16 protein-coding genes and 4 pseudogenes are annotated in these 22,825 nt (G+C 68.6%); 8 read left to right on the top strand and 12 right to left on the bottom strand.

Annotation, left to right across the window (positions count from 1 at the left end; genetic code table 11):
- Positions 1-298 precede the first annotated feature (298 nt).
- Both ACFY3L_RS42975 and ACFY3L_RS42970 read left to right on the top strand, forming a co-directional pair.
- On the top strand, positions 299-2,119 hold the full coding sequence (locus ACFY3L_RS42975; protein ID WP_389338529.1) for an EAL domain-containing protein: 1,821 nt from the start codon (positions 299-301) through the stop codon (positions 2,117-2,119).
- 38 nt (positions 2,120-2,157) lie between these two features.
- Complete coding sequence (locus ACFY3L_RS42970) at positions 2,158-3,360, top strand: DUF418 domain-containing protein (protein WP_389338526.1); 1,203 nt, start codon at positions 2,158-2,160, stop codon at positions 3,358-3,360.
- 110 nt (positions 3,361-3,470) lie between these two features.
- Here ACFY3L_RS42970 and ACFY3L_RS42965 read toward each other — a convergent pair whose 3' ends face one another.
- From ACFY3L_RS42965 to ACFY3L_RS42950, 4 genes are all read right to left on the bottom strand, one after another.
- Positions 3,471-4,556 carry an adenosine deaminase gene (locus ACFY3L_RS42965; protein ID WP_389338523.1) on the bottom strand — a complete coding sequence of 362 codons (1,086 nt, stop codon included), beginning with the start codon at positions 4,554-4,556 and terminating at the stop codon, positions 3,471-3,473.
- 226 nt (positions 4,557-4,782) lie between these two features.
- Positions 4,783-5,505, bottom strand: a complete 723-nt coding sequence (locus ACFY3L_RS42960) for a GntR family transcriptional regulator (RefSeq protein ID WP_389338520.1) — start codon at positions 5,503-5,505, stop codon at positions 4,783-4,785.
- A gap of 22 nt (positions 5,506-5,527) precedes the next feature.
- Complete coding sequence (locus ACFY3L_RS42955; RefSeq protein ID WP_389338517.1) at positions 5,528-5,686, bottom strand: hypothetical protein; 159 nt, start codon at positions 5,684-5,686, stop codon at positions 5,528-5,530.
- 659 nt (positions 5,687-6,345) lie between these two features.
- Positions 6,346-6,816: an integrase core domain-containing protein gene (locus ACFY3L_RS42950; protein ID WP_389338514.1), complete on the bottom strand. Its 471-nt coding sequence runs from the start codon at positions 6,814-6,816 to the stop codon at positions 6,346-6,348.
- 289 nt (positions 6,817-7,105) lie between these two features.
- Between ACFY3L_RS42950 and ACFY3L_RS42945 the strand changes: the two are divergent.
- From ACFY3L_RS42945 to ACFY3L_RS42935, 3 genes and pseudogenes are all read left to right on the top strand, one after another.
- Positions 7,106-7,389: pseudogene (locus tag ACFY3L_RS42945) on the top strand (MerR family transcriptional regulator); the annotation flags it as partial.
- Between the two features lie 311 nt (positions 7,390-7,700).
- Positions 7,701-9,074: a hypothetical protein gene (locus ACFY3L_RS42940; RefSeq protein WP_389338511.1), complete on the top strand. Its 1,374-nt coding sequence runs from the start codon at positions 7,701-7,703 to the stop codon at positions 9,072-9,074.
- A gap of 78 nt (positions 9,075-9,152) precedes the next feature.
- Positions 9,153-9,410 carry a response regulator transcription factor gene (locus tag ACFY3L_RS42935; RefSeq protein WP_389338508.1) on the top strand — a complete coding sequence of 86 codons (258 nt, stop codon included), beginning with the start codon at positions 9,153-9,155 and terminating at the stop codon, positions 9,408-9,410.
- A 594-nt stretch (positions 9,411-10,004) separates the two neighbouring features.
- Here the strand turns inward: ACFY3L_RS42935 and ACFY3L_RS42930 are convergent.
- On the bottom strand, positions 10,005-10,349 hold the full coding sequence (locus tag ACFY3L_RS42930) for a transposase (protein WP_389338505.1): 345 nt from the start codon (positions 10,347-10,349) through the stop codon (positions 10,005-10,007).
- Between the two features lie 68 nt (positions 10,350-10,417).
- Between ACFY3L_RS42930 and ACFY3L_RS42925 the strand changes: the two genes are divergently transcribed.
- Complete coding sequence (locus ACFY3L_RS42925; RefSeq protein WP_389338868.1) at positions 10,418-10,735, top strand: glycoside hydrolase family 95-like protein; 318 nt, start codon at positions 10,418-10,420, stop codon at positions 10,733-10,735.
- Between the two features lie 6 nt (positions 10,736-10,741).
- On the opposite strand, the pseudogene ACFY3L_RS42920 reads toward ACFY3L_RS42925, so the two are convergent.
- Positions 10,742-11,206 (bottom strand): annotated as a pseudogene (locus tag ACFY3L_RS42920) (transposase); the annotation flags it as partial.
- 339 nt (positions 11,207-11,545) lie between these two features.
- On the opposite strand from ACFY3L_RS42920, the gene ACFY3L_RS42915 reads away from it, so the two are divergent.
- Positions 11,546-14,017: an ABC transporter permease gene (locus tag ACFY3L_RS42915; protein ID WP_389338502.1), complete on the top strand. Its 2,472-nt coding sequence runs from the start codon at positions 11,546-11,548 to the stop codon at positions 14,015-14,017.
- 224 nt (positions 14,018-14,241) lie between these two features.
- On the opposite strand, the gene ACFY3L_RS42910 is transcribed toward ACFY3L_RS42915, so the two are convergent.
- The 5 genes and pseudogenes from ACFY3L_RS42910 to ACFY3L_RS42890 form a co-directional block, all read right to left on the bottom strand.
- Positions 14,242-15,294, bottom strand: a complete 1,053-nt coding sequence (locus ACFY3L_RS42910; protein ID WP_389338499.1) for a helix-turn-helix domain-containing protein — start codon at positions 15,292-15,294, stop codon at positions 14,242-14,244.
- Between the two features lie 189 nt (positions 15,295-15,483).
- Positions 15,484-16,150: pseudogene (locus ACFY3L_RS42905) on the bottom strand (IS6 family transposase).
- A gap of 376 nt (positions 16,151-16,526) precedes the next feature.
- Positions 16,527-18,917, bottom strand: coding sequence for an ATP-dependent Clp protease ATP-binding subunit (locus tag ACFY3L_RS42900; protein ID WP_389338865.1), 2,391 nt, complete (start codon positions 18,915-18,917; stop codon positions 16,527-16,529).
- Positions 18,918-19,681: 764 nt separating this feature from the next.
- Positions 19,682-21,079 (bottom strand): wax ester/triacylglycerol synthase family O-acyltransferase, encoded by a 1,398-nt coding sequence (locus ACFY3L_RS42895; protein WP_389338496.1) that lies wholly within the window; start codon positions 21,077-21,079, stop codon positions 19,682-19,684.
- A gap of 373 nt (positions 21,080-21,452) precedes the next feature.
- A pseudogene (locus ACFY3L_RS42890) lies at positions 21,453-21,599 on the bottom strand (SAM-dependent methyltransferase); the annotation flags it as partial.
- A 123-nt stretch (positions 21,600-21,722) separates the two neighbouring features.
- Between ACFY3L_RS42890 and ACFY3L_RS42885 the strand changes: the two are divergent.
- Positions 21,723-22,556, top strand: coding sequence for a slipin family protein (locus ACFY3L_RS42885; RefSeq protein ID WP_389338493.1), 834 nt, complete (start codon positions 21,723-21,725; stop codon positions 22,554-22,556).
- 12 nt (positions 22,557-22,568) lie between these two features.
- On the opposite strand, the gene ACFY3L_RS42880 is transcribed toward ACFY3L_RS42885, so the two are convergent.
- The coding region (locus ACFY3L_RS42880) for a histidine kinase (protein WP_389338490.1) at positions 22,569-22,825 on the bottom strand (257 nt) is incomplete at its 5' end.

The raw sequence follows: 22,825 nt of genomic DNA, 5'->3' as shown, positions 1-22,825 counted from the left end.
CACAAGCGGCGCCAGTCGTCGCGGCCGAACGCCTGATGCGTGAACTGGCCGAGCGTCGGTCGCGTGCGGGGCGCCGAAACCCTGCCGGTTGTGATCTTCGCCGGAGATCTCGGCATGAGCACCGCGACCGGTGACGGAGCCTCGCGCCGACGCCGGGCCAGACCTGCCGCCGAACTCCGGACCTGTGCCCGGGCAGACACCGGCGGCCGTCGACCGTGTCGCCGCATTCGCCGCAGCCTGGGGCCGTTGCCTACCCAGAACGAACTTCGTGCCCGGTGGACGGGCACGACGCACCGAAGTGCTACAGACCCTGGCCGGGCAACTGCACGTCGCGGTGACCGGCCCCGTCCCCGACCCGCGCATCGGATTCCGGGCCGGCGCCGCCCTCGTCCGCAATGCCATGACGGATCCGCAGGTCATGACGGCGAGTATGCGGATCCTGAGCCAGCAGTTCCTGACCGATCTGAAGATCACCGGGCCGGTGCCCGCCGCCAGGCTCACGGCACTGATCGAACAGCTGGCACTCGGGTTCACCACCGCCCTGCGGGACCAGGTCCGGGAGGCAGCTGAGGGCGTCGGCCGCGACGAACGCGAAGCCTGGCGCGCACACCAGGAGCAGCTGCAGCATCAGATCCGGCACGCGTTGCTGCACGACCCGCTGACCAGTCTGCCGAACCGGGCAGCGCTCACCGCCTACCTCGACACCGTCATCGCCGGGAAACCCGCCACGCGGATCGGCGTGTGCCTGCTCAACCTCCAACGCTTCGCCGCCATCAACGACACCTACGGCACCGGCATCGCCGACCTGCTCCTCCAGGACGTCGCACGCTGCCTTCGCGGCCTGGCCACCGAACGGGAGCACTACCTCGCCCACCTCGGCGCCGACACTTTTGCCCTCGTCGCTGAGGACACAACCGGCCCCGACGACGTCATCAAAACCGCCGACGCCGTACTACGGCTCCTGCGGCATCCACGCCGGGTCGACGGTCACGACCTGGCCGTCACCGCGAAGGCCGGCATCGTCGAACGCCCCGTCAACGGGAACCACCCGCATGACCTGCTCCGCGCCGCGGCAATGGCACTGACATGGGCACGGCACGACACCCCGGCACCATCATGGGCCCTGTTCGAACCAGCTCGCGAAACGCTCGACATCCGCCGCCACCAACTCACCCACGCCCTACCAGCAGCCGTCCGCGGCGGCGAGCTCACCCTGGCCTACCAGCCGATCATCGGTCTGCGCGACAACACGATCACCGGCATGCACGCCCTACCCCGCTGGCACCACCCCACCCTCGGCCCCATACCCGCCGCCGAGTTCCTCGACCTCGCCGAACGCATCGGACTCGCCGTCCCATTCAGCACCCACCTCCTACACCAAGCCTGCGCCCGAGCCGCGACCTGGCAGTCCACCCCGCAATCGCCGATGCTCAGCATCGACTGCGTCACCACCCACCTGCGTGATCCGGGCGTCGTCACCACCGTCACCGCGGCCCTCGACGCCAGCGGCCTACCACCCGGCCAGCTGCAACTCGCCGTCGCGCAGGACGCCCTGCAGGACCCCAGCGACGACCTCGCGTTCACCCTCGACGGACTGGCCCGCACCGGCATCCACCTCGCCGTCAACAACACCGGGGGTCCCGCCCACCTCGCCGAATCCCCGATCAGCACCGTCATCCTCGACCCGCGCCTCCTGCACGGCCTCGACGTCTACCTCCCCACCTACGCCTCCACCAGCACCACTCTCGCCTGGCTCATCGAAATGTTCCACGACCTCGCCCGCGCCGTCACCGCCACCGACGTCCGCAACCGTGACCAACTCGAAGCCCTCAACGACCTCGGCTGCGACACCGCCCGCGGCAACTACCTCGCCCATCCCATGACTCCCCAGGCAGCGGAACAGCTCTCAACTCCCCGAACGACCAGCCACCGTCGGCTATGTGGTGACCGCGGTATCGGCGACGGACCGCTCGGCCCACCTACCCCATCCTCGACTCGTCTCCTCCACTCATCCAAGTCCCGGTGTCCGGTCCTGGGGGTGAACTCCCGCAGTCCCGAGCATTCGAAGGTTGGTATGGCTAACCCGACATCGATCGTGGGGGCTGTCGGATGTCGATAGCGTGCCGGGCCGAATAGCGTCGGTGCATGCCATCGTCAATGGAGGGAGCAACGGGCGTTGACCGTCCACAGTCGACTCCCAATGCCCGGATCGGCAACGTCGACGCGCTGCGGGGAATGGCGCTGCTGCTCATCCTGCTCGTGAACATCAGCTTCTTAAGCTCCGGATACCCGTTCCATCTGGTGCATGATCCGGGTGACGACGGCTTCGACCGGACGATGATTGCGGTGGTCGAGCTGCTGTTCGCGATGAAGGCTTACCTGCTCTTCTCGTTCCTCTTCGGCTATAGCTTCACGTTGCAGCTCGAATCGGCCGTCCGGCAACGTGTCGAGTTCGGACAGCGGTTTCGACGCCGGTTGTCCGGGCTCTTCGTGCTTGGTGTCCTGCACGCGGTCCTGCTCTTCTACGGCGACATTCTCGCCACCTATGCGGTACTCGGCATGGTGCTGCTCGCCGCACGACGCTTGGAGCCCCGCGCTGCATTGACCGCCGCGGCCTGGATCGTGGGGGGAGTCGCGTTCCTGATCGGACTGGCCGCAGTGCTCGGGACCGTCCTCGTGCCGGACGAGGCCATCGCGGTCGAAGCCGGCGCCCGCTCCACGGCGGCGCTGCAGAGCGGCATCGGTGACGTCATCGTGGAGCATCTGCGGTCGCTTCCTGCCATGCTCGGTGGCCTTCTTGTCCAAGGGCCGCTGGCCCTTTCCGCATTCCTGGTCGGGCTCGCGGCCGGAAAGCGGCGGATGCTGGCCGATGTCGCCTCCCACGCGGTACTGCTACGCCGGATCGAACTGGTCGGCTATCCGGTTGGGCTGTCCGGTGCGGCCTTGTTCGCCGTCGGCGGTGGCACCAGCAACATGACCGGCCTGATGGTCAGCGTCATCACCGCCCCGTTCCTTGCCGCCGCCTACGCCTCGACGGCATTGCGCCTCTTCCAACAGCGTCCTCGGATCGCGAACGCGCTGGCGCCCGCGGGACGAATGGCGCTGACCAACTACCTCGGCCAGTCCTTCGCCTGCCTCGTCATCTTCACCGGTGTCGGATTCGGCCTCGCGGGCCGTACGCCCCCTGCACAGACCATTCTGATCGCACTGGCCATTTACACGACGCAGGTCGCCGTCAGCGCATGGTGGATGCGCCGGTTCCGATACGGACCGGCAGAATGGCTCCTTCGGGCCTGGACGAACCGCGAACTGCCGACGATGCGCCTGACCGCCACCTCGCCGTCGAAGGCTCGCGGATAGCGCCGTCGATCCGGGCGATCTGGAAGGCCACATGGAACAAGTCGGCAGCGCGCCGCGGTGCGCGGGTTCTGGTGGTGGTGTGACGAGCTGTTCCCTGGTGAAACTGCTCGTCAGGCCGTACTTGGGAGCTGGCGGTGCCATGCGAGCAGTCGGCTGTGGAGGTCGTCGCGTTCGTCGGGGGGCAGGAATGCGGCTGCGGCCGCTGCCGCGGTCATCTGTGCGATCTCCGGCCAGGTGAGCCGGTGCAGCCGGACCAGGTGGTCGAATTCCTGGCTGAGGGTGGTCTGGCTCATGAGTCGGTTGTCGGTGTTGACGGTGACAGCGAAGCCGAGCCGGTGCAGTCGCGGTGCCGGGTGGTCGGCCATGGAGGGGGCCGCCCCGGTGTGTACGTTGGATGATGGCGAGGTTTCCAGGACGATCTGGCGGTCGTGGACGAAGCGGGCGACCGGGCCGAGTGTGTCGCCATCGATGTCGTCGATGATGCGTACGCCGTGGCCGAGCCGTTCCGCGCGGCACTCGACGGCGGCCTGCCGGACGGACTCGACACCGTCGCCCTCGCCGGCGTGGATGGTCAGGCGGACACCGGCGTCGCGGAGTTCGTGGAACCGGTCGCGGAACTGCGCCGCGGGGTTTCCGGCTTCGGGCCCGCCGAGGTCGAAGCCCGCCAGGCCGGCATCACGCCGTCGGAGCATCAGGGTGGCCATGTCGTGGAACGCGCCGCGGTCGCGCATGGCGCAGACGATGATGCGCACGTCGATGTCGCGACCGGTGGCTTTGACCGTTTGGACGCCTTCCCGGGTGCCGGCGAGGACGGCGTCGAGTGCCTGGCCCGCCGTGAGCCCGTGCCGCAGGTGCAGTTCGGGCGCGAATCGGCTCTCGGCGTAGACGACGCCGTCGGCGGCGAGGTCTTCGACGTTCTCCCGCGCCGCCCTTGCGATCGCCTTGGTGCTCTGAAGGACACCGAACGTGTGCTCGAAGGTGGCGAGGTAGACCGGAAGTGACCCGCTGGTGCTTGCCGCGGCGAACCAGTCGCGCAGGCTGTCGGGATCGTCGGCCGGGAGGTCGCGATACCCGGACCCGGCGGCCAGGTCGACGATCGTGTCCGGGCGCATGCCGCCGTCGAGGTGGTCGTGGAGCAGCACCTTCGGTGCGCTGCGGAGCTGGTCGAGGGTAGGTGTGGCGTGCGGGTAGGACATCGATGGCTCCAAATTTAGGTAAGAGACCGGACGCAGTGCTGGTAGAAGCCGGCCGGGTCGACCGAGACCGCCCGTCTGACCGGCCTGCCGGAGGTGTGCGCCACCGTCCGTCCTTGGCTCGGACCGGTGGTCACGATGTCGCGCCGCACTTCGTCGAACGAGAAAGGCATCGGTCACCGGCACGTGGTTGGTCACATCAAGCCAGGTTGGTAAGCGGGCCGGTATGTCAGTGGCGTCGGCGGACGAGGTGGAAGGAGAAGTCGGTGCCACGGTGGTAGTCCTCGGAGTAGAGCAGTGGACGGCCGGCGTGGTCATGGTGGGTCTGTGCGAGCAGGAGCCACGCGACGGTGGCGGGCTGGCCGAGGCGCCGGGCCAGCGCGCGGTCCAGGGTCACGGCGCGTACCTGGGTCAACGCGTAGGCGACTGGGTGCCCGTGGTCGCTCAGCAGGGCGAAGAGTGAGCCGGTCCAGTCCACTTCGGACAGTGGTTGCGGTACGAGCGAGCGGGGGAACAGGTCGATGGAGTAGAGAAGGATGTCGTCGCGGTGCTGGCGCCGTCGTTCGAGTCGTACCAGTGCCTCGCCCGCGGCGAGGCGGAGCTGACGTCGCTGCTCCTCATCGGGCTCGATGAGCGCGATGTCCAGAACGGTGTTGTGGACGGCCAGGTCACGGCTGGCGAGCATTTCAGTGACGCCCTCAAGCCGGGTCAGCGGCCGGTCGAGTCCGGGTTGGGTGGTCAGGTACCGGCCGTCGCCCTGCCTTGTCTGTACGACGCCGTCCTGCTCCAGCAGCTTCAACGCTTCGCGGACAGTTGTCCGGCCGACACCGAAGCGGGCGATGAGGTCGTTCTCCGACGGCAGTTTGTCTCCGGGATTGAGCCCTTCCGTCACGACGAGGTCGCGGATCTGGTCCCGTAGTTGGACGGCGAGGGTCCGTCGTGGAGTGGTCACGCGAGAAGGATCGCGCACCGGTTCAGCGGGCCCCATACCCGGCTACCGGGCGTCCCGGGCGCAGCGGCGCCGTGGCGAGGTCGGCGGCGGTGGGGTAGCTCGGCACGCAGAACCGGTGGGTGACGGAGACGGCCGCCGCTCGACCGGTGAACCCGTCGGTCGGGATTGGGTTGAGCAGCACGGTAACCCGCTGGTCGGGCGGCGAGGGCCGCCGCCGAGTCGTTGAACGACTTGCCGCCGCGCCCGCCCATGCCGTTCGCACGCCGACCTTGACGCTCGATCCGGCACCGACCGCCGCCGGCGCCCCTTGTCGTCGGCTCCGCAGGCGGCGGTCGATGACAGCAACACGACGCCGCACAGCGGAACCCGGGCCGGACGCGACAAACCTCTCACGGCTTCCTCCGATTTCGCAGACCGGACGGCGTTCTTGATTCACCGGTGTCTGCATCACAGTCTGAGCAACTTAGCTGAGGACTGTCAACACTTGTCAGACAAGCTGCCTTACGTGGCGCTCAGGCGCGGACGCTGATCGAGTCGACGATCGCCCGCGACCAGTCGATCCGTACGCCGACGCCGATCAGCTGTCCTGGAACCACTGCACGACCCAGCTGGTCCGGGCCGGCGCGGCCCCAACCAGGTCCACCGCGGCTCGAACCCGACGGGAACATCACGCCGAAACCCGCCCGCTCGTCGCGTCGCCGTGCGGCGTGTTCGCAGCGGCGTCAGGCTGGCGCCCCAGCACCGAGCACGGGGACATGTCCATGAACGACGACCGGCACGCCGACCCTGTACCGTGTCAAAACTGTGTTCAGGCTGTGAGCTGGGGGTTTGCCGGGTGGATCAAGCTGCCCGGTGATACTCGTTGATCACGCCGCCCAGGATGCGGCGTCGCTGGATCGGCTTGTCGATCGCGATGACCACGCCGGGGTCGTGGTCGGGTGGATGCTGATCCAGGCTCTGGTGTGGCCGGTGCCGGTCGAAGTGGTCCTCGTAGTCGTGGAGCACGGTGCGGGCGTGCTGTTCGTTGTAGATCAATACCCGGTCGGTGCACTCGGCCCGGACGGAGCGCACGAAGCGTTCCGCGAACACGTTCGCCCGAGGCGTGTAGGAGCAGTAGCCGGCCACCACCGCGCAGACCGCTGCGGTCAGCACCACGGCCAGCCGATGACGGACACCGCGGCGAGCGCGTGGATCGGGTACGGCGGCCAGGGCTGTGGGCAGTCCGGCGGTCAGCTCCGGTGGGCGGAGCCCGCAGAGTCCGGCCGGTGCGTGGGACAACGAGGCGATCAGCGATGATGGCGATGCGGGCATGGCTCACTTCGGCAGCGATCAACATGGCGTAGGAACCTTGATGATCTTCCGAACAGGTCATGCCCGTCTTGCTGCCTCCAGACGAGGCGCGTCTACACCAATCACCTCAAGCCGGACACCCATCATGACTTTGCCGGGGCCCTGGGGCTGAAACGCCCCCGGCTACTCGACAACATCTTGATCCGGTTGACCTGGCCTTCGATTGCGCCGGAGCTCCAGGGCGGCGTCAGCCCGACGGTGCATCGGCCGTCGGGGTTGAGTTTCGTCGGGTCGGTCATGATCCGGTGGTTTTCCGTGCGAGGACCACCCCGCCCATACGGTAAGCCGGGCCGCCGAGTCGTCGGTACGTCGCAGGACTTCCTGCGCCGCCTCGACGAGTTGAAACTCATCACCCCGCAACGCTCGGCCGGCGGCCACCGCCGCTTCTCCCGCTACCAACTGCGCCTCGCCGCGCGCGTCCGGGAGATGGTCGACCAGGGCACCGCCGTGGAGGCAGCATGCCGGATCTTCATCCTGGAAGACCAACTCGAGGAAGCGTTGCAAATCAACGCAGAACGCCAGCCGCCCACCTGACAGCATCAGCCCGGCCGGCCAGAGCCCGCAACCGGGCGCCCGTCGCAGAACTGCCGCCGCTCGGCCGCCCCAGCGGGTCCGATCCCGCATCGTGCAGACCGGGCAGCTCGGCGACGGCCCCACACCCGGTAAGGGCACGGCCACGCTTCCGCCGGAGCCCTGCCCGGAACGCGCAGCCGCTGGCTCCCTTGCGTGTGGACGTGCCAGACGTGTGCGACTTCCGGGGCGCGGTGGACCGACGGCTCGCGCCGAGTCCTGGATGGTCAGTCTCGGGTGAGTACGCCATCACCGATGGGTGGGCTGCGGGTCTCGTGGTCGCGGTCGCGGCGCTGAGCCAGCAATCGCACGAGCCGGAAGATGTCCTGGAGCAACTGCTGCGCACCGGCGCCGGACTGTCGGAATACGTGCTGCAGGATGTGTTGGGCCGGTACCCGGCCGATCTGCGCCAAGCCATGCACGACGCCAGCGTGGTCGAATCCGTGTGCCCGGACCTGTTCACCACGCTCACCGGCCGCGCCGACGCCGCCGACGTCCTGGCCGATCTCGGCCGTGACGGGATGTTCGCCACCCGCCTCGACGACACGTCCGCCTGGTACCGCTACGACCGGCTCTGGCGCACCGCCCTCTACGCCATACTCACCGAGGGCGACCCGGCCCGCGCGCGTCATCTGCATGCCACCGCCGCCGACTGGTACGCCGCGCATCTCCAGCCCACCGAAGGGCTGCGCCACGCGCTGGCCGCCGCCGACCGGTCCTCGGCCATCAGTTTCGTGCGGCGATTCGGCGTGCAGATTCGTGAGGCGGCACCACAGGCTGCGGTCACCGCGTCGGCGCCGCGCCCGTGGTCATCGCTCGCCGACGACCCGGCGCTCGCCCACAGCTTCGCCACGTATCGCGGCCTCAGCACCACTACCGCAGCGCCGACGGGGTCCGCTGACCTCATCCAGCCCTCGGCGCAACCCATCTGGCGTGCCTTACGAAGGGGCGACCACGAAGCGGCGCGGTCCGCGCTGATCGCCGACACGGCTGCGATGGGCCATAGTCCGTTGCACCGCAGCACGATGCTGCGCCTGCGCGCCGTCATCGCCAGGATGACCGGCCGACTGGGCGACGCCGTCCGGCATGCCGACTCCCTCGGCGACGACGTCCGCGCGAACGGCCTCGTGGGTTCCCATGACGACGGCTGGGCGCGGCTGGTCCTCGCCGAGGTGGCTGTCCAACGCGGCACACCCGACGCGGCCGTAGAGCACCTCGACACGCTCGCGGTCCAGTTGTGGCAGTCGGTACCCGCGCTCGTCGCCGCGCAACAGTTCCAGGCCGCGCTGCTGTGCCAGCAGCGGCACGACGATATCGCCGCGCTGGACACCGTCGAACAGCTGATCCTCGCCGGCGACGACGCGCTGCTGGTCCCGGAATGGGCCGCCCGGGTGCTGCGGGTCGAACTGCTCATCGCCATCGGGCGGCTCCACGACGCCCACCGGCAGTGGCAGGCCGACGCCGCCGCCGTCCCCGCGTCCACCGCTACGATCACCACCGCGAAGCTCCTGCTCGCCCGGCAACCGCGGAACCGCGCCGACCGGCTGCTGCGGCCCCTGCTCGACGAGCCGCACATCCCGCTGTTCCACCAGGTCGAGGTCCGCCTGCTCATGGCCCACCAGGCGAGCACCACCGGCAACGCGCAGTAGGCCACACACCTGCTACGCCAGGCCATCGCCCTCGCTAACCCCGAACAGCTACGGCACCCGTTCCATGCGAACCACCACATGCTCGCCCCCGCCCTCAACCAGTTAATCCTGACGGCCATCACCCCGCCGGCCGACGCTCCGCTCAGCCCGGGTGAGATCGCGGTCATGCGACACCTCGCCGGACATCGAACGGTGCATGAGATCGCCGTCGAATTGCACCTCTCCCCGAACACCGTGAAGACCCACGTCGCATCGATCTACCGCAAGCTCGCAGTCCACACCCGCCGCGACGCCATACGCGCCGCACTCCCCCTCGGCATCCTCCCCACCCAGTGACGCCGACCGGCACGGGAGCGTCGCTCGCCGCTTCGCCGACCACGGTTGTCGTGCGTTGCGCCGTGGCCAGCGACGGCGTCGCGTTGCGGAGGTTCGCGCCGCGTGTGCTCGGGTAGGCCGCCGGCCGGTGAGGGGGTGTGCCGTTGTCGTCGTCCGACAAACGGATACGGCGCAAAGCGTTGCTGGTCAGCCGTCGTTGACACGTGCTGCTGATCTACGCGGACGGGACCAGCGCAGAGCCGTCGAACACCATCTACAACCAGTTCGACGCGCCGAGTTACCGGATCGGGGACCGGGACCTTCCCGCAGGCCGACGCGTGCGGGGGTGGATCACGTTTCCGGCGCCGATGGGGAAGCGGGCTGTGATGGTCGAGTACCAGCGCCGAGACGGGTCGGTGTACAACTGGGCGACTTCACAGCGGCCGGGGCTTCGTAGATTCGGTTCGGGCCGACGCGGTGACGTGCCGTGCTGCGGAAGGCGGGCGCTCCCGGGGGGAGCCACCCATGTTGCCGCGTCGACCTGCGCCATTGTCTACCGTGTTCTGGGCGCCGCCGCACGCCGATCGGCGCAGATTGCCGGATATCGCACGAACGTCAACCGCCAGCCACCGATCGGTTGGCCCCGTTCCGGCCCGGCGGCGCGAGGTGCCGGCGGGCAGGGCCCCGCCAAGCCCAACCGCCGGCTGTGTGCTGACCAACCCCCGTAACCAACACACTGCCGGACGCTCGAGCAGGGATGCGGAGCCGTCCGGCACGGACGTGGCTACCCTCAGGCGCCCGCTCAAACCCGGCTCGAACCGCTGCCGACCTCCATTCCTGGGGGTTGGACCAGATCTGGCGCCAGACCTCACGCGGGAACGCGGTGAAGGCGAGCAACTCCTCTCGGGCCCTCGTCGAGGTGCCGGCCGCGGCGGGAAGTCGTTCGGCGATCGCGGTCACAACCCGGCCTTACTGGGCGTGGACCGAGGCGGCGTCGGGCTGGTCGAAGACCGTGCGGACCAGGGCGGCTGCTGCGGTACAACACGCTGAACGACCTGTTCTGCAACCACCCACCGTTCCAGATGGACGGCAACTTCGGCATCACCGGCGCCATCGCCGAAATGCTCCTGCAGAACCACAAGAAGGTCATCCACCTCCTCCCGGCACTACCGACCGACTGGGCCGACGGCTCGTTCAAAGGCCTGCGTGCCCGCGGCGGCTATGAGGTCAACTGCACCTGGCGCGCCGGACGCGTCACCGACTTCACAATCGTCGCTGACCGCGCGCAATCAGGGCAAATCACCGTCCGCGTCAACGGCAAGGACATCCGAGTCAAGCCGGTCTAAGAGGTCCTAACAATGTCGCTTGACGTGTCGGTACGTGATGATGCAGGTCGCGAGGCTGGGGAAGGCTTCGTGGATGTCGTCGCGGCGTTCCCATCGGATGCGGAGTCGTTTCATGCCGTGGTACCAGGCGATGGTTCGCTCGATCTCCCACCGGTAGACGCCGAGGCCGGAGCCGTGCGGCGTGCTGCGGCGGGCGATCCGCGGGTGGATTCCTTTGCTGCGGGCGATCTTGCGGTACTTGTCGAAGTCGTAGGCGCGGTCTGCGAACAGTTCGGCTAGTCGGCGGCGTGGCCGGCCTCGTCGGCCACGTACCGGCGGAACTGCGTCGATGAGTGGCAGGAGTTCGGTGATGTCGTTGCGGTTGCCGCCGGTGAGTGAGACGGCGAGAGGACTGCCGGCGCCCTCGGTCAGGACGTGGTGCTTGGAGCCCAGACGGGCGCGGTCGACCGGGCTCGGCCCGACGGATTCGCCGATCCGGCTGATCGCGTCGTCGGTGTGCAGCAGCTTCGACGCTGCCAGCTCGACACGCAGCCGCCCGAGGTAGGCCATCGGCGGCAGGCCGGCGGTCGTCGTGAACAGCCGCACCAGATTTTTGGGGGTGAGGTCTCGACCTGACGCAGCAGCATCAGAGCCCCACGAACCTGGGCCAGTCGCCCGCTCGGGGCGTTCGAAGCCGGTCGCAGGCCCGCCAGCTCCGCAGAACACCCACGTGGGGCAGCGGAAGCTCGACACCGTTGCAATGGATACCCTGAGGCCTTCTCCGGGAATTTCCCCCTGCTGCGGGCCGCCCGGCGGGGCGAGGATGAGGGGGTGCTGCGGCTCGCTCTCAAGGGTGCGCTTTCCCGTTGGCGGCGACTGGCCCTCTCCGGGCTGGCGGTCGTCCTCGGCGTCGTGTTCGTCTCCGGTGCGCTGGTGCTCACCGCGACCCTCGGCGGCTCATACACCGAGACCGCGCGCAGGGCCAACGCCGGCACCGACGTGTCGGTCGGCCCCGGCGACACGATCTCCGCCGCCGGGGTGCCGGCGGCCCTCGCCGTCCGGCTGGCCGATGTGCCCGGGGTGGCCGCGGCGACCGGGATCGTGTCGGCCGACGGGGCGCGGCTCATCGGCGCCGACGGCAAGGTGGTGCCCTCGCCGGATCGGCCGCGGCTCGGCGTCAGCTGGCCCGGCCAAGCCCGATCCGTGCAGCTGCGCGCCGGGCACGGCCCGCAGCGCGACGACGAGATCGCGGTCAGCACGGCCCTCGCTGCAGCTGCGGGCGTGCGGGTCGGGGATCGGGTCGCGGTCCTCACCCTGCAGCCCAAGCGGACGTTCACCGTCGTCGGGACGTTCGCCTACGCCGATACCAGCCAGCAGGTCGTGGCCTTCACCGAGCCCGTCGCGCAGGTGCTGATGCTCGGTGCTCCCGGCGCGTTCTCCTCGATCTCGGTCACCGCCCGGGTCGGGGTCGATGCCCGGCAGCTGCGCGATCGGATCGCCGCCGCGCTCGGCGCGGACTATCGGGTCCGCACCGGTGAGCAGGTCAGCCTGGCCGAGGGGGCCGCGCGCGGACGGTCCCTGGACCTGACCAACAATTTGCTGCTCGGGTTCGCCGGGGTGGCACTGTTCGTGGGGGCGTTCCTGATCCTCAACACGTTCTCGATGCTGGTCGCCCAACGGACCCGGGAGCTGGCGTTCCTGCGGGCCATAGGCGCCGGGCGCCGGCAGATCATCGTGTCGGTCCTGGCCGAGGCGGCCGTGGTCGGGCTCGGCGGCTCGGTCATCGGGCTGGCCGGCGGGATCGGCGTGGGCGCGCTGGTCACACGAGCGCCCGTGGTTGTGCCGGCGAGCGCGGTGCTCGCCGCGTTCGGGGTGGGGCTGCTGGTCACCATGGTGGCTGCGCTGCTGCCGGCGGTGCGGGCCGCGCACGTGCCTCCGGTGGCGGCGCTGCGCGAGACCGCTGCGCCCGAGCGGCCCTCGACCCGGCTCACGGTGGCCGGGGCGATCGTCCTCGCCGCCGGCGCCGGCCTGCTCGGGTTCGGCTTCGCCTCTGCGGCCCAGAGCGGTGCCCCGCTGATCCTCGGCGGTGCACTGGTCGCGTTCGCCGGGATTACGATGCTGACGCCGGCGCTGGCCCGGCCCGCCGCCGGGCTGCTCGGGCGGGTGTTCGTGCGGTCGGTGCCGGGTCGCCTGGCCCGGCTCAACGCCGGCCGCAATCCCCGACGCACCGCGGCGACCGCGGCCGCGCTCATGGTCGGCGTGGCGCTGCTGGCCGGCATCTCGACGGTGTTCGACTCCGCGACGGGCAGTGTGCGTCGGCTCGTCGCTGACCAGGTCAAGGCCGACTTCGTGCTCAGCGGCGACGCCAACGGCGTGACCCGCACCGGTTTCGACCCGGCCGTGCTGACCCGCGCCGCGGCGCTGCCGGGCGTGGCCGCCGTCGCCGGGCTGGGCGAGGGCGGCGCCGTCATCGACGGGCAGCCGGCCTACGTGGAGACCGTCACCGACGTGCCCGCCCTGCGCGACATGCTGAGCCTCACCGCCGCCGAGGGCACGATCGGCGCACTCGGCGACGACCAGATCCTGGTCGACCAGCGCGCCGTCACCGCGGCCGGCCCACACGTCGGCGACCGCGTGACGGTTCGCCTGCCCCGCGGCGAGCCACGGCAGTTCACCCTCGCCGGCATCTACACCGACACCGACCTGCTGACCGGCTGGCTGCTGCCGGCCTCGGCGGCGAGTGGCTTCAAGCAGCCGCTGCCGAGCCGCGCGTTCATCCGGCTGCACCCCGGCACCGACACCGGCGCGGCCCGCGGGCAGTTGACCGCGCTGCTGGCCGACAGCCCCGAGGTCGGCGTGAGCGATCGCGGGCAGTACACCGCCCAGGAGAATGCCAAGGCCGACCGCCTGCTGGGCATCGTGCAGGCGCTGCTGTCGCTGGCGGTGGTCATCGCCGTGCTGGGCATCGCCAACACCGTGGCCCTGTCCGTGCTCGAACGGACCCGCGAGCTGGGCCTGCTGCGCGCCGTGGGCCTCCGCAGGCTCCAGACCCTGCTGATGACCGCCGCCGAGGCCACGGTGATATCCGTCTTCGGCGCCCTGCTGGGCGTCGCGGTCGGCGTCAGCCTGGGTGCGGCCATCGTCCGCGCCCTGCAGAGTCAGGGCGTGACCGAGCTGTCGGTGCCGTTCGGGCGGCTCCTCGCCTACCTGGCGCTGGCCGCCCTCGCCGGCACCCTGGCCGCCATCCCGCCGGCGGCCCGCGCCGCCCGCCTGAACATCCTGACCGCCATCGCCAACCCCTGACCCGACCCGATCAACTCGACAGCGGACCCCCGCGTGTGCCGATGGTGTTGTGTGGACCGTTGCCGTCACAGGAGAGGTGCGGTCAAGATATCGCTTGCCGCTCGCTGGCCGTGGTGCCGTCGAGCTCACGCAGCTGGTATGCGCACCATCACGGACTACACCGCAACCCTGGCGGCCGGTGACACCTGTACCGTTGCTCTTGCCGAAATCTACATCCGTGCAGGTCAGGCGGCATGTTGGTACTCGTGGAGGATGCCGCCGAGGCGATCGCGTCTTCGTATGTCGAGGCGGGTGATGTGTTCTGGATCGGTGATCGGCGCGGGGAGCGAGCGGAGCGGGCGGCCGTTCGCGATGCCCTGGTGTGGGCGGTGTCCGTTGTAGAACTGTTCGAACTCGCGCAGGTCGTGGAGCAGGTGCCGCTGATTCCAGATCAGGGTCCGGTCCAGCAGTTCGCGGCAGCAGGTCTGGACCCACCGTTCCATGATCGAGTTCATTCTCGGCACCTGGATGCCGCTGAGCACGACGTCGATGCCCGCGTCGGCGAGGATGGCGTCGAACAGTTCGGGGAACTTGCCGTCCCGGTCGCGGATCATGTACCGGGCTCGGGAGCCGTTGTCTTCGAGGTCCATGACAAGGTTCTTCGCGGCCTGTACCACCCATGCGGTGCTCGGGTGGCCGGTGGCGCCGAGGATGTGGATTCGGCGGCTGGCGTGCTCGATCACTGCGAACACGTACATCCGTGCTCCGGTCAGGGTGACCGTCTCCAGGAAGTCGCACGCCAGCAGGGCATCGGCCTGGGAGCGCAGGAAGTCGGCCCAGGTGCTGGACGCCCGCTCGGGCGCCGGGTCGATCCCGGCGTCCTTCAGGATCTCCCAGACGGTGGATGCGGCCACCTTGACTCCCAGTACGAGCAGTTCGCCGTGCAGGCGCCGGTAGCCCCAGCTGGGATTCTCCCGTGCCAGGCGCAGCACCAGTGTCCGGACGGAGTGCACGGTGCGTGGCCGGCCCGGGCGCTTGGGCCGGGAGACGGCCGCGTGGCGGCGGGCGAGCAGGTCGCGATGCCAGCGCAGCACCGTATCGGGGCGCACCAGCAGCCGCACCCGGCGCAGCACGTCGCGTGGCAGCCGGTGCAGCAGGGCCGCCAGGAACGCCCGATCGCTCGCGTCGAACCGCACCTTCTCCTTGCCCAGTTGGCGTTCCAGCACCGTGATCTGATGGCGTAGGGCAAGGATTTCCACGTCCTTGTCCCGATTGCTCATCGGCAGCAGCCGCAGCACCGCAAAACGCGTTCGTCACAGCCAGGTACGCCAGTCGCAGCAGCACGGCAGCCCATCATGCCGCATCGATCACCAGGTACGCTCAGGGCCAGCAACCGGATCAACTTCTCCGACACCCCGCACCGGCCCTCACCAGGGCGGATGGGGATTTCGGCAAGCGCAGCCTTGGAACGAGTGCCCGGCCGGCCTTCAGATTGCCGTGGCGAGTTCGGTGAACGCCGCGGCGACACGAAGCCCGCGTGGGGCGTCGAGCCCGAGTTCGTAGTGTCCGCGGCGGAGGTCCTGGATGAACGCGTGTCCGGCAATGATCGTCTGTGCGGTCCGGTCGGTGCGCAAACCGCGCATCGGTCTGAGCCGGTGCTGGTGCCACGCCGACGGCACGACCTCATCGAGGACCGCCGGGTACACCGGCGCCGCGTCAGTGACCACCTCGGAGGGTTGTACCTTCAACATAGCCGTCGCCCGGCGAAAGAACCGTCGTGCCGCCTCGGCGTCACGGTGGGCGGAGACGAGCACGTCGATGACCTGACCGCGCTGCTCCACGGCCCGGTACCCGTACCGCCAGACACCGTTGACCTTCATGTACGTCTCATCGACATACTACCTGTCGCCAGGTGCATGACGGCAGAACCGGGCCGCGTCAGCCAGCAGCGGGGTGAAGCGTTGCACCCACCGGAAGACGGTGACGTGGTCAACCTCGACACCCCGCTCGAAGAGGAATTCCTCGACGTCGCGGTAGACAGGTTGTAGCGCAGGTACAGCCGTACAGCGACCGCGATCACGTCGGCGGGAACCGGAACCCGACGAACGCCGACCGTGTTGGCTGGACTGGACGCCGACGGGTCGAGAGCTTCACCGTCAATCCTGCCTGACCAGGGCAACGCTCAATGCAACGGACCCGTCCGGACCTCAACACGGACAGAACACCTCAAGCCGGAACACGAGCAGGAGAGCGAATTTGGTAACCCGGTTGAGTTGAGAGGCTGAACGGCTGAAAGGTCGGACGGCGATCCCGTACACCTGACCCGGGTATGCCGGGAAGGAAACCGCCTCGCAGGCTTTTGTGTGCACTGAACACCGACCACGCCGTCCGTGAGGCGTGGTCGACGTTCTTGACGGACGCGGAATCCTCCCAGATGACCGCCGATCGTGGCGTACCGCACCGAACGGGCTACTACGTCTGTTCCGCCAGAATCGCGTCGTCGAATGCTGCTGCGGTCGGTTGGGTCTGCTCAGGCATGCATGTCGAGCTTCTCGGCGGTGCGGAACAGCAATGTGGCTTTCGCGGATTGTTGTGGGTCGCCTTCGCAGTCGATGGCTACGATTTGACCGGGGCGCAGCTCGTTGAACAGGATCCGCTCGGACAGGGCGTCTTCGATCTCGCGTTGGATAGTCCGGCGCAGCGGCCGGGCGCCCAGCACGGGGTCGTAGCCCTTGTTCGCCAGGAACTTCTTGGCGTTGTCCGTGAGCTCCAGACCCATGTCCTTGTTCCGCAGCTGGGTCTCGATCCGTGCGATCATCAGATCGACGATGCCCAGGATCTGGTCCTGCATGAGCTGGTGGAACACGATGGTGTCGTCGACGCGGTTGAGGAACTCCGGCCGGAAGTGCTGCTTCAGCTCGTCGTTAACCTTCTGCTGCATCCGCTCGTAGTTGGACTCGGTGTCCTCGCTGGCCTGGAAGCCGAACGAGACCGCCTTTGCCGCATCCCGCGTGCCCAGGTTGCTGGTCAGGAGGATCACCGTGTTCTTGAAGTCCACGATGCGGCCCTGACCGTCGGTCAACCGGCCGTCCTCCAGGATCTGCAGCAGCGTGTTGAACACATCGGGGTGGGCCTTCTCGATCTCGTCGAACAACACCACGGAGAACGGTCGACGCCGGACCTTCTCGGTCAGCTGACCACCCTCGTCATAGCCGACATACCCAGGTGGGGCACCCACCAGCCGCGACACCGTGTGCTGGTCGTGGAACTCCGACATGTCCAGCTGGATCAACGCGTCCTCGCTACCGAACAGGAACTCCGCCAGGGCCTTGGACAGTTCGGTCTTGCCCACCCCGGACGGACCCGCGAAGATAAACGACCCGGACGGCCGTTTTGGGTCCTTCAACCCGGCCCGGGTCCGGCGGATCGCCCTGGACACGGCCTTCACCGCGTCGTCCTGACCGACCAGCCGCTTGTGCAGCTCGCCCTCCATCCGCAGCAGCCGAGCGGTCTCCTCCTCGGTCAGGTTGTACACCGGAATACCGGTCCAGTTCGCCAGGACCTCGGCGATCTGCTCATCGTCGACCTCCGACACCACATCCAGGCCGCCGGCCTTCCACCCCTTCTCCCGCTGCGCCTTCTGACCCGGCAGGTCTGGCGGCGCGGTCATCCGCCGGATCCGCATCCGCGCACCAGCCTCATCGATCAAATCGATCGCCTTGTCCGGCAGAAATCGATCCGAAATGTACCGATCCGCCAGGGTCGCCGCGGCCACCAACGCCGCATCCGTGATCGACACCCGGTGATACGCCTCGTAGCGGTCCCGCAACCCCTTCAGGATCTCGATCGTTTCCGCCAACGACGGCTCACCCACCTGGATCGGCTGGAAGCGCCGTTCGAGGGCGGCGTCCTTCTCCAAGTGCTTGCGGTGTTCGTCGAGGGTGGTCGCGCCGATGGTCTGCAACTCGCCGCGGGCCAGCATCGGCTTCAAAATGCTCGCCGCGTCGATCGCACCCTCGACGGCGCCCGCTCCGACAAGGGTGTGGATCTCGTCGATGAGCAGAATGATGTCGCCGCGGGTGCGGATCTCCTTGAGGACCTTCTTCAGCCGCTCCTCGAAATCACCCCGGTATCGGGAACCCGCTACCAACGCGCCGAGGTCGAGCGTGTACAGCTGCTTGTCCGTCAACGTCTCCGGGACCTCACCCTCGACGATCCGCTGGGCGAGCCCCTCCACGACGGCGGTCTTGCCCACGCCGGGCTCGCCGATGAGGACCGGGTTGTTCTTGGTCCGGCGGGACAGGACCTGCATGACCCGCTCGATTTCGTTCTCCCGGCCGATGACCGGGTCGAGCTTGCCCTCACGGGCGGCCTGCGTCAGGTTTCGACCGAACTGGTCGAGCACCAGGCTCGTCGAGGGTGCGGCCTTGCCCGGGACATCGGCGGGGGCGGCGGCCGGCTCCCTGCCCTGATGTCCAGCGAGCTGGATGACCTGCTGACGGACCTGGGTGAGTTCAGCGCCCAGCTTGACCAGCACCTGCGCGGCAATGCCCTCATCCTCGCGGATGAGACCCAGCAGGATGTGCTCCGTGCCGATGTAGGTGCACCCGAGCTGCAGCGCCTCCCGCAACGAGAACTCCAGCACCCTCTTGGAGCGCGGTGTGAACGGGATCTCCCTCGCAGGCTGCTGGTTGCCATGACCGGCGATCTCCTCCACCTGGACGCGGACGGCCGCCAACGAGATACCGAGTCGGTCCAGGACCTTGCGCGCGACGCCGCCACCCTCGAACGCGCTCTCTGCCTCGTGAATGAGGCCGAGCAGGATGTGCTCGGTGCCGATGTAGTTGTGGCCGAGCATCCGGGCCTCTTCCTGCGCCAGGACGACGACCCGTCGTGCTCGATCGTCAAACCGCTCGAACATGATCATCACGTCCTCCAGCGGCCCGCACATCCATGCACGGGGGCGCGTACACGCGCCCAGCAACGGAAGTCCGAACAGAAGCCCAAGACGATGGAAGTCCGAGCAACAGAAATCCGATGCGCTCAGTCGCACGTCGTAGCGTCATCGAGGATGCCGTACGACGCCACCCAAGCGGCAAGCAGGCGCTCTAAACGATGCTATCTCGGTGACGCACGCGCCTAGTGAACCAGCCTGGTGTGCCACCCTCAGGTGTCCGGTTCAAGGTCTGATGACGCGAGACACGTTGACAACACACGCGAGACACGACTGCCAGGCCTGATTCTGCTCCGCTCCGCTGCGCGCGCAAGGCGTCCGATCGAGGTCAGACGGGGTGCCGCCTGGACGCGTACGGTCCCTCACATCCGGGCCGGGTAGGCCTTGGATGTGCACGGCGCTGGTGGGTCTTCTGGCCGGAGCCCGCGACGATGACCGTCATCGATGAGGACGTCCCCGTGGACACAATGTGCCGGCGTTCGATGTCGGTAGCGATGGTGCCCGTCCCGTAGGCGCCCGGCCGCCATCTTGCCGGGGATGGAGTGCGCCGGCCGTTCCGACCGCGCTGATGGAACGGGCGGCGTCTGGTGTGTTCGCCGCCAACCAGGTCCTCGACCGCGCCGGCGCGGCGTTCGAACCCGTCCGGTACGACTCGGCGGCCTGCCTCGCCGCATGATGGGGATGGACGCTCCGGCGCCATCGACGCTCGCTTGGCGGCGGTGCGCTCGGGTTCAAAGCGCCGTGCTGCTGGCAGCGGTGAGGGTGGCCAGTGCGGTCGGCACCGCCGCGGCGAGTCGGGGCAGGTCGGGCACCATCTGTGGGTCGGCGCGCAGTCCGACATGGATGCTTCCCTGGTACGTGAACAAGGCGATGCCGAGTGCTTGGCCGTGCGCCAGCGGCACGATCGGGTAGACCTCCTGGAGTGGGGCGCCGGCCAGGGTCCAGGGTCGGGTCGGGATGGGCACGTTGGTGACGATGGTGTCGAAGAGCAGTGGGGCGCAGTGGCGGGTCAGCGGTGCGGTGAGGTGGTGGACCGCGGCGGGCAGCCGGTCGGCGAGGATCGGGAACGCGCCTGGGCCGTGGGTGAACCCGGCGGCCTTGTGCTGGTTCATCATGGTACGGATCTTGTGGAGTCTGGCGAGCGGGTTGGGTTCCCGGGTCGGCAGGTCACACAAGTAGCCGGAGAGCAGGTTGCCGCAGTGCGGTCCGTGGGTGCGACGGCTGACCGGGATGAGTGCCCGCACGTTGCGGCTCCCGACGCGGCGGCCCTTGCCAGTGAGCCATTCGCGCAGTGCGCCGGTCATCACGGTCAGCAGGATGTCGTTGTCGGTGCCGCCGTGACGTTTCCCGACCTGGCGAACCGTGTCGAGGTCGAGCTTGAGCAGGGCAAGACGCTGGTTGGTGGATGGCGCGGTCGAGCTGATGCCCGGTGCCAGGAGTGTGCCGATCCGGACGTGGGACACCACGGATGCGGCGATGCTCGCGGTGCCGAGCGCTTCGGCGACAGCGCCGGGAATGCTCGCGGCGTAGCGGGCGAGCCCGGCGACCGTCCGATCCGGGTGGAACGCCATGCCAACGACGGCTCGCCCGATGTCCAGCAGCGACAACGGCCCGAACCCCGTCCGGTTCGGCGGGGCAGCCGCGGTCGGCGGCGCGTCGGTGCATTGGTCTAGCAGACGGATGCCCAACTGCACCGCCCGCAGGCCGTCGGCCATGGCGTGGTGGACTTTGACCAGCAGTGCGAAGCGCCCGCGGCTGAGGCCGGTGATGAGGTGCAGTTGCCACAATGGGCGGTGTTGGTTCAGCGGTACGGCCATCAAGGCGACGACGAGGTCGGCCAACGCGTCGTCGCCGTGTTCGTCGAGGGTGTGCTGGTGCAGATGGTGTGCGAGATCGAACGACTCGTCCTGGACCCATCGCATCGCGCCGGGTGGCAGCCAGGTCATGCGGACCCGCCGGTGGAGCGACGGCACCCGTTGGACGCGGTCGCCGAGCAGCGCGGACAGCTGATCCGGCGCGATGTCGCGTTGCGGCCCGAAGATCGCCAGCGCCCCCAGATGCAGCGGTGCTTGCCGGGACTCCAGGCAGAGGAAGGCGGCGTCGAGCGCGCTGAGTCGTTCAAGATCCATCAAATGCCCTGCCGCATGGCGCCTCGTCGTCCCCTGCATGGTGATCGCGCTCCAGCCACGGAACCGCCGTCTCACACTCGCGCTGACCCGTCGGGGTGCGTAGCGCGTGCCTGCGGGTCACGCGGCGGGCAGACTCTCCCGGCCTCGCACCGATAAACCCGTATCACGAAGAACTACCCGTTCAGGCACGAAGCTCCACTGTAGGCAGCGTCACGGCCTACGCTGGCTGCTCGGCGACCCTGCGCTGAAGGCCGCAGTGCAACGACAGTAGCCGCGGCGTCGATGACGTCGTGCTCGCCCCCGCCGCGCAGAGTGACAGCTTCCGGAATCAAGCGGGCGCGCCTGCGACGGCACGTCGCCTGCGCCCTCATCCGCGCCGCACCAGCGTCATGTGCCCGTGCGCGGCCGCCGCCGCGGCCATCTCGGCCGGATTGAAGTCCTGTGTGGGATGGGTGATCGTGAGATAGCTGCCGGACGGCAACGCATCCATCAGCACTCGGATCTTGCTGATCGGGTCGTCCTCGAAGGTGTCTATCTTTGGCGGGCTTGCCGGTAACGTACGTCGTTGCTCGGCGCGGTTGGTCAGTCATCACCGCGGTGCGTCGCGCTGGCACGCCGCGTTAAGCTGGGTGGAGATGCAAGGATGGCGCGTGTTGCCATGGTTTTGATATTTCTTGTCGTGTTGATGATGGCGATGGCCGGGTTGTTGGCCAGCGCCCGAATCGTTCGGCAGTATGAACGCGGTCTGATCTTCCGGTTCGGGCGTCTGCGCGAGGCGACCCGTGGGCCGGGCCTGACCCTGATCGTGCCGTTGCTGGACCGGTTGCAGAAAGTGAACCTGCAGATCGTCACCATGCCGGTTCCGGCACAGGATGGCATTACCCGCGACAACGTGACCGTCACGGTCGACGCGGTGGTGTACTTCCGGGTCGTGGACCCGGTCCGGGCCGTCGTCAATGTGCAGGATTACATGTTCGCGGTCCTCCAGGTGGCGCAGACGTCGCTGCGTTCGATCATCGGCAAGAGCGACCTCGACGAACTGTTGACCAATCGCGAGCGGCTCAACCAGGGCCTGGAGGTCATGATCGACAGTCCGGTGATCGATTGGGGCGTCCACATCGACCGGGTGGAGATCAAGGATGTCTCGCTGCCGGAGTCGATGAAACGCTCGATGTCCCGGCAGGCCGAGGCGGAGCGTGAGCGGCGCGCCCGGGTCATCACCGCGGACGGTGAGCTGCAGGCGTCGCGCAAGCTCGCTGAGGCCGCGGCCACGATGGCGCAGACACCGACCGCGCTGCAGCTGCGGCTGTTGGAGACGGTGGTCGAGGTGGCGGCTGAGAAGAACTCAACGGTGGTGCTGCCGTTCCCGGTCGAGCTGCTGCGCTTTTTGGAGCGGTCGGCATCGACACAGGCCACCGTCGAACCGCCGCAGGGCGAGTACGCCCCCGAGTTGTCGCGGGTTCACACCGCGCGGTAGGGCGCTGTTGCATTAAAGATCCTCGGTGAGGATCGCCGGATGGACGCCGCGTGAGAGCTCCCGCACGTCGTCGACCGTGCCGTTCAGCCCGGCCACGACGGCGTACAGCTGCTGCCGCAGCTGGGTCAGCTCCGGTGGTACGTCCGCCTCGGCCCGGCGGATGTCCAGTCCTAACGAGATGAGTCGCTGCTGGATGCCGTCGTGCAGGTCGCGCTCGAGCTGCCGGCGGGTCTGGTCGGCGACGAGCACGAGCCGTGCCCGCGACGCGA

The sequence above is a fragment of the Dactylosporangium sp. NPDC000521 genome (assembly GCF_042898305.1).
In the GTDB taxonomy this organism is placed as follows: Bacteria; Actinomycetota; Actinomycetes; order Mycobacteriales; family Micromonosporaceae; genus Dactylosporangium.
Note: the sequence above shows the minus strand (reverse complement) of the source record. Positions and strands in the feature narration are given on the sequence as shown.

Excerpts from the sequence above, each read along its gene's own strand:
- ACFY3L_RS42970 (WP_389338526.1), top strand. The coding sequence starts at position 2,158 with ATGGAGGGAGCAACGGGCGTTGACCGTCCACAGTCGACTCCCAATGCC.
- ACFY3L_RS42965 (WP_389338523.1), bottom strand. The coding sequence starts at position 4,556 with ATGTCCTACCCGCACGCCACACCTACCCTCGACCAGCTCCGCAGCGCA.
- ACFY3L_RS42950 (WP_389338514.1), bottom strand. The coding sequence starts at position 6,816 with ATGCCCGCATCGCCATCATCGCTGATCGCCTCGTTGTCCCACGCACCG.
- ACFY3L_RS42935 (WP_389338508.1), top strand. The coding sequence starts at position 9,153 with ATGCTCGCCCCCGCCCTCAACCAGTTAATCCTGACGGCCATCACCCCG.
- ACFY3L_RS42900 (WP_389338865.1), bottom strand. The coding sequence starts at position 18,917 with ATGTTCGAGCGGTTTGACGATCGAGCACGACGGGTCGTCGTCCTGGCG.
- ACFY3L_RS42895 (WP_389338496.1), bottom strand. The coding sequence starts at position 21,079 with ATGGATCTTGAACGACTCAGCGCGCTCGACGCCGCCTTCCTCTGCCTG.
- ACFY3L_RS42885 (WP_389338493.1), top strand. The coding sequence starts at position 21,723 with ATGGCGCGTGTTGCCATGGTTTTGATATTTCTTGTCGTGTTGATGATG.